We start from the raw sequence: 5812 nt of genomic DNA, 5'->3' as shown, positions 1-5812 counted from the left end.
CCGCGGTGCGCTGGTTGCTGTCCACGTCCATCTTGCCCACGGTCACCTGGCCCGCGTACTGGTCGGCCAGAGACTCCACGATGGGCGCGATCATCTTGCACGGGCCGCACCACACGGCCCAGAAGTCCACCATCGACAGGCCCTGCGCCCCGGCGATCACGGTCTCGAAGTTGTCGTCGGTGACGGTGACCACGTTCTCGCTCTGTGCCATTTTCGTTCTTCCCCTGTGAATCGGTCCGGTAGCCTCGCCCGTGGGCGCGCGCTATTCTTGTGCCAGCTGTTCACTGCATACACCCGCCACGCGAAGAGGATCGGAATGCCGGAGCTGGTGCTGGACCACGTGGGCGTGGCCGTGCGCTCGCTGGACGAATCCCTCCCCGCCTTCGAATCTATCACCGGAGGCAAGGGCTACGGCCGCGAGACGGTGGAGTCGCAGGGCGTGGAGATCGCCTTCGTGGGCGAGGGCCCCGGCCGCGTGGAGCTGCTGGCCCCCACGCGCGAGGACAGCGGCGTAGCCAAGTTCCTCGCGAAGCGCGGCCCCGGCATGCACCACCTGGCCTACCGCGTCCCCGACATCGCCGCCGCCCTCGCCGCCTACGAAGCCGAGGGCTACGAGCTGATCGACCGCGAAGCCCGCACCGGCGGCGGCGGCCACCGCGTCGCCTTCCTCCACCCCCGCTCTACCAACGGCGTCCTCATCGAGCTGGTGGAAGCGGCGCACTGAGGCGGATTCGGTCGAGGGGAGCCGGGTCGGCTCGGCTGGCGGTTGAACCCGCGGCAACGACTGCGCAAAGTCCGCCTTCGCGGACTAACCCCAGAGCGTCGGTCCCGGCCGAGAATTCGACGCGCAGGGAAGCAGGACGGAACACCCACCGCTCCATACACACGAATCCCCCTCGTCCGCGGCATCGGACGAGGGGGATTGGCTTTCTGGCAACGGACGTGCGGCTCAGTGGAGCTTGGTGACGGCTTCGACGTCGATCTTCTCCACGAACCAGCGGTCGCCGGGGCCGCGGACGGCGGTGAACGGCACGTCCACGTCGCCGGTGCGGTTGTGGATGCGCACGGTCATCTGCGTCTCGGTGCCCAGGCCGCCGGGCACGGGCTGCTGGTCGCGGATGGCGAAGCGGTCGTGCTCCAGCACCGATGCCAGGCCGTACATCCGCTGCTCCACCTCGCCCTGCGGCATGCGCTCCAGCACCGGGCCCTCGCGCGTGCCGAAGATCCAGCCCATCTCCAGGTACTGCTTCTGCTCGGCCAGCCGCAGGAACTGCTCGACGGCGGCGGCGGGGGCAACGGCGCCCGGTATGCCGTGCGGGGTGGCGCGCGGACCGGACGGGGCCCCGCCGCCGCAGGCCGCGGCGAATGCGAGGAACGCGGCGGCGAAGAGGGATGCGATGCGCCTGGGGTGCACTAGGAGGCCTCTGCGGAAGGGAAGGAGAACGCGGACGGGGCCGGCCAAGGTTGGCCGGCCCCGAACGTTAGACGCTCACCCGAGCGGGTGTCAAGCCACGCCCGCCGCCTCGCGCGGCGCGGGGGCGCCGTGGCGGATGGTGACCTGGCGCGCGCCGGGCTCGTGGTCCACCACCACGGTATCGCCCTCGCCGAAGGCGCCCTCCAGCACCCGGATGGCCAGCGGGTTCTGCACCAGCCGCTGGATGGCCCGCTTGAGCGGCCGCGCCCCGTAGGCCGGGTCGTGCCCCTCCTCGGCGATGAAGCGCTTCGCGCTGTCGGTCACGTGGAGCGACAGCTTCCGTTCCGCCAGCAGCTTCTCCAAGCGGCGGAGCTGCAGGTCCACGATGGTGGTGAGCTGCTCGGCGCCCAGCGGCCGGAAGACGATCACGTCGTCCACGCGGTTCAGGAACTCCGGGCGGAAGTGCCGCCGCAGCTCCGCCAGCACCAGCGCCTCGACCTCGGCGGCGACCTGCGGGTCGGACATGCGCGACGAGCGCTCCAGGATGAGCGGGCTGCCGATGTTGCTGGTCATGATGATGACCGTGTTGCGGAAGCTCACGGTCCGTCCCTGGCTGTCCGTCACCCGCCCGTCGTCGAGGATCTGGAGCAGCACGTTGAACACGTCCGGGTGCGCCTTCTCGACCTCGTCGAAGAGCACCACGCTGTACGGGCGGCGCCGCACGGCCTCGGTGAGCTGCCCGCCCTCCTCGTACCCCACGTAGCCGGGAGGCGCGCCGATGAGGCGCGAGACGGCGTGCTTCTCCATGTACTCGCTCATGTCCATGCGCACCATCGCCTCCTCGTCGTCGAAGAGGAACTCGGCCAGGGCGCGCGCCGTCTCGGTCTTTCCCACGCCGGTGGGGCCCAGGAAGATGAACGAGCCGATGGGGCGGTTCGGGTCCTGGAGGCCCGCGCGGGAGCGGCGCACCGCGTCCGCCACCGCCGTCGTCGCCTCCGGCTGGCCGATGACGCGCTTGTTCAGGTGCTCGTCCAGGTGCGCCAGGCGGTCGCGGTCGCTCTGCAGCATCCGCTGCACGGGGATGCCCGTCCACCGCGCCACCACCTCGGCGATGTCGTCGGCGTCCACCTCCTCCTTGAGGAACTTGCTCGTCTTCTGCAGCTCGCCCAGGCGCGCTTCGGTTTCGGCGATGTCCTTCTGGAGCGCGGGCATCTCGCCGTACTGGATCTCGGCCGCGCGGGCCAGGTCGCCGGTGCGGGTGGCGCGGTCGACCTCCACCTTCAGGGCGTCGAGCCTTTCCTTCATCTCCCGAAGGTCGGAGATGACCTCCTTCTCGCCCTGCCACTGCGCCTTCATGCCCGACGAGCGCTCGGTGAGCTCGGCGATCTCCTGCTCCACGCGCTGCCTACGCTCCGCGCTCTCCGGGTCGCTCTCGCGCGACAGCGCCTGCCGCTCGATCTGGAGCTGCGTGACGCGGCGCTCCACCTCGTCGATCTCCTGCGGCAGGCTGTCGATCTCGATGCGCAGCCGGCTGGCCGCCTCGTCGATCAGGTCGATGGCCTTGTCCGGCAGGAACCGGTCGCCGATGTAGCGGTTGCTGAGCGTGGCCGCCGCCACGATGGCCGGGTCGGTGATGCGCACGCCGTGGTGCACCTCGTACCGCTCCTTGAGGCCGCGCAGGATGGCGATGGTGTCCTCGACCGACGGCTCGCCCACGAACACGGGCTGGAAGCGCCGCTCAAGCGCCGCGTCCTTCTCGATGTGCGTCCGGTACTCGTCCAGCGTGGTCGCACCGACGAGCCGCAGCTCGCCGCGGGCCAGCGCGGGCTTGAGCATGTTGCCGGCGTCCGGCGACCCCTCGGTCTTCCCTGCGCCCACGATGGTGTGCAGCTCGTCGATGAAGACGATGAACTTGCCGTCGCTGTCGGTAAGCTCCTTGAGCACGCTCTTGAGGCGCTCCTCGAACTCGCCGCGGTACTTGGCGCCGGCCAGCATGGAGCCGATGTCGAGCGAGATCAGCGTCTTGTCGCGCAGCCCCTCGGGCACGTCGCCGTTGACGATGCGCTGGGCGAGCCCTTCCACGATGGCCGTCTTGCCCACGCCCGGCTCGCCGATGAGCACGGGGTTGTTCTTGGTTCGGCGCGACAGCACCTGGATCACGCGGCGCACCTCCTCGTCGCGGCCGATCACCGGGTCCAGCTTGCCGCGCCGGGCCCGCTCGGTGAGGTCGATGGAGAAGCGCTGGAGTGCCTGGTACTTCTCTTCCGGGTTCTGGTCCGTCACGCGGTGCGAGCCGCGCACCTGCTCCAGCGCCTGCATGATCGCGTCGCGGCCGGCGCCCTGCGCGCTCAGCAGGTCGCGCGTGGTGCTGCCCTTCTTCTCGGCCAGCGCCAGCAGCAGGTGCTCGGTGCTGACGTACTCGTCCTTGAGGTCGTGCGCCTCCTTCTCCGCCTGGTCCAGCACCTCGTTCAGCTCGCGCGAGATGGTGGCCTGGGCCCCGCCGGACTGTTTGGGCAGGCGCCCCAGCGCCGCGTTCAGGTCGGCGGTGAGGCGGGCCACGTTCACGCCCACCTTCTGGAGGATGGGCACCACGATGCCGTCCTCCTGCCCCAGCAGGGCGGAGAGCAGGTGCACGTCCTCGATGGCCGGGCTTCCCGCCTTGCGGGCGGCGTTGGCTGCTTCCTGGATGGCCTCCGTGGACTTCACGGTCAGCCGGTCGAAGTTGATCATCCCGTCTTCCTTCCGTTTCGGTGGGAAACGGCTGCCTCGGCAGCGTTCCATCGCAGCATCCCCGCGCCCAGCGTGGTTTCACGCCGGTGCGGAGCCGCGTTGCTGCCCACGGACAAAGGAAGTTCCGTGCCCGAAACCCCTGCCACTATGGCTGAAAACTGGACGAAAACACCGCCTGCGAGGCGGACGCGTCTTCGAAAGACCGCGGATGCCGATCTCCGTTCGTAAGTCGAAGCATGGACGATAGATGAAACACATCCTCCGAGCCATCGCACCGGTCATATGGGGCCTCGTAGCGGACTTGGACGGCGCGGCCCATTTCCCGCCGGACATTCCGCAGATAGTCTTCCTGATGCAGCGCGGAAGACTCGCCACACACCTTGGAGAGAAATCGATGCGATCATTGATGAAGCACGCCAGCTCATATGCTCTCGCCGCGCTCACGCTCGGCGGAGTGAGCCGGGCGGCGCACGCTCAAGCGCCCGCGCCAGGATCCGAGCTGCGGCAGGCGACGTTCACCATGGAATCCGCGGTGCTGAAGGAGACGCGACGGATCAACGTGTACGTGCCGCCCGGCTACGACGCGCCGGGCGCCAAGCGCTTTCCCGTGCTCTACATGCCGGACGGCGGGATGGAGGAGGACTTCCCGCACGTGGCGCTGAGCGTGGATTCCGCGATCCGGGCGGGCGAGATGCGGCCGGCCATCGTGGTGGGAATCGAGAACACGGAGCGGCGGCGGGACATGACCGGGCCCACCACGGTCCACGCGGACAGCGCCATCGCGCGCCACGTAGGCGGCTCGGCGGCGTTTCGCGCGTTCATCCGCCGCGAGCTGATGCCGGAGGTGAAGCGGCGCTACCGCACGACGCGCGAGACGGCGGTCATGGGCGAGTCGCTGGCCGGGCTGTTCGTCACCGAGACGCTTTTCCTGGAGCCCGACCTGTTCGACACCTACATCGCGCTGAGCCCCAGCCTGTACTGGAACAAGGAGGAGTTGGGTAAGAAGGCGGCAGCCCGGCTACGCGCCCGCCCGCGCCTCCACGCCACGTTCTATCTCTCGTCCGCCGGCGACGACATCGGGCCCGAAGCCGGGCGACTAGCGGACACGATCCGCGCGAACGCGCCCGCCGGGCTGCGCTGGCAGTACCACCCGCGCCCGGACCTGCGGCACGCGACCATCTACCTCGGCGAGTCGCCGCGGGCGCTGCGGGAAGCGCTGCCGCCCGCGGTCCGGCTCCTCGGCAGGCCCGCGAGGTAGCTCGCCGGGGAGATGAGCTCGAACGCGGATCGCCCGCAGTCACTTCGGTGGCTGCGGGCGATCTCGTCTTTGTTTGTGCGCGACAACTTGATCGGTCCGTGTGCCTCACTTGCTTCGCCACCCCGCCCTACGCATCGAAAGCGATTAGCAGCCACTCGGAGCGGGTCGGCGAACGGCGGCTGCTCGGGACGGCGCGCTCACGATGGGTCCGGCGATTCCCCGCCCCACTCCTCCGGCGCGAAGTCGGCGACGGACTGGCTGAAGTTCCAGCGGTGGCCGGCGAGGTCGAGCACAGAATACTGCCGCTCGCCGTACGGGTAGGTCTCGGGCCGGTTGAGGATCCGGGCGCCGGCGCGACTTGCACGCTCGTGGTGCGCATCCACGTCCTCCACGCGCACGCCAATGGAGCA

At 69.5% G+C, this 5812-nt stretch carries 6 protein-coding genes; 2 read left to right on the top strand and 4 right to left on the bottom strand.

Features of this window, described 5'->3' with window-relative positions; genetic code table 11:
• The coding region (locus VFE05_03010; GenBank protein ID HET6229020.1) for a thioredoxin domain-containing protein at nt 1-211 on the bottom strand (211 nt) is incomplete at its 3' end.
• A 105-nt stretch (nt 212-316) separates the two neighbouring features.
• Between VFE05_03010 and mce the strand changes: the two genes are divergently transcribed.
• A complete protein-coding gene (gene mce / locus VFE05_03005) occupies nt 317-724 on the top strand; it encodes a methylmalonyl-CoA epimerase (protein ID HET6229019.1) in 408 nt (135 codons plus the stop codon).
• Nucleotides 725-949: 225 nt separating this feature from the next.
• Here mce and VFE05_03000 read toward each other — a convergent pair whose 3' ends face one another.
• Both VFE05_03000 and clpB read right to left on the bottom strand, forming a co-directional pair.
• Nucleotides 950-1414, bottom strand: a complete 465-nt coding sequence (locus tag VFE05_03000) for a hypothetical protein (protein HET6229018.1) — start codon at nt 1412-1414, stop codon at nt 950-952.
• Between the two features lie 90 nt (nt 1415-1504).
• Nucleotides 1505-4144: an ATP-dependent chaperone ClpB gene (gene clpB, locus VFE05_02995; GenBank protein HET6229017.1), complete on the bottom strand. Its 2640-nt coding sequence runs from the start codon at nt 4142-4144 to the stop codon at nt 1505-1507.
• Nucleotides 4145-4550: 406 nt separating this feature from the next.
• Between clpB and VFE05_02990 the strand changes: the two genes are divergently transcribed.
• Entirely contained in the window at nt 4551-5402 is an 852-nt protein-coding gene (locus VFE05_02990) for an alpha/beta hydrolase-fold protein (GenBank protein HET6229016.1), read from the top strand.
• Nucleotides 5403-5599: 197 nt separating this feature from the next.
• Here the strand turns inward: VFE05_02990 and VFE05_02985 are convergent.
• The coding region (locus tag VFE05_02985; protein HET6229015.1) for a VOC family protein at nt 5600-5812 on the bottom strand (213 nt) is incomplete at its 5' end.

Source organism: Longimicrobiaceae bacterium, assembly GCA_035696245.1.
Classification (GTDB): Bacteria; Gemmatimonadota; Gemmatimonadetes; order Longimicrobiales; family Longimicrobiaceae; genus DASRQW01.
The sequence above is the reverse complement of the archived record's forward strand: the minus strand, read 5'-3'. Positions and strand labels throughout refer to the sequence as shown.

What these genes read in the sequence shown, in the direction of transcription:
- VFE05_02990 (HET6229016.1), top strand. Translation starts at nt 4,551, where the DNA reads ATGAAGCACGCCAGCTCATATGCTCTCGCCGCGCTCACGCTCGGCGGA.
- clpB (HET6229017.1), bottom strand. Translation starts at nt 4,144, where the DNA reads ATGATCAACTTCGACCGGCTGACCGTGAAGTCCACGGAGGCCATCCAG.
- mce (HET6229019.1), top strand. Translation starts at nt 317, where the DNA reads ATGCCGGAGCTGGTGCTGGACCACGTGGGCGTGGCCGTGCGCTCGCTG.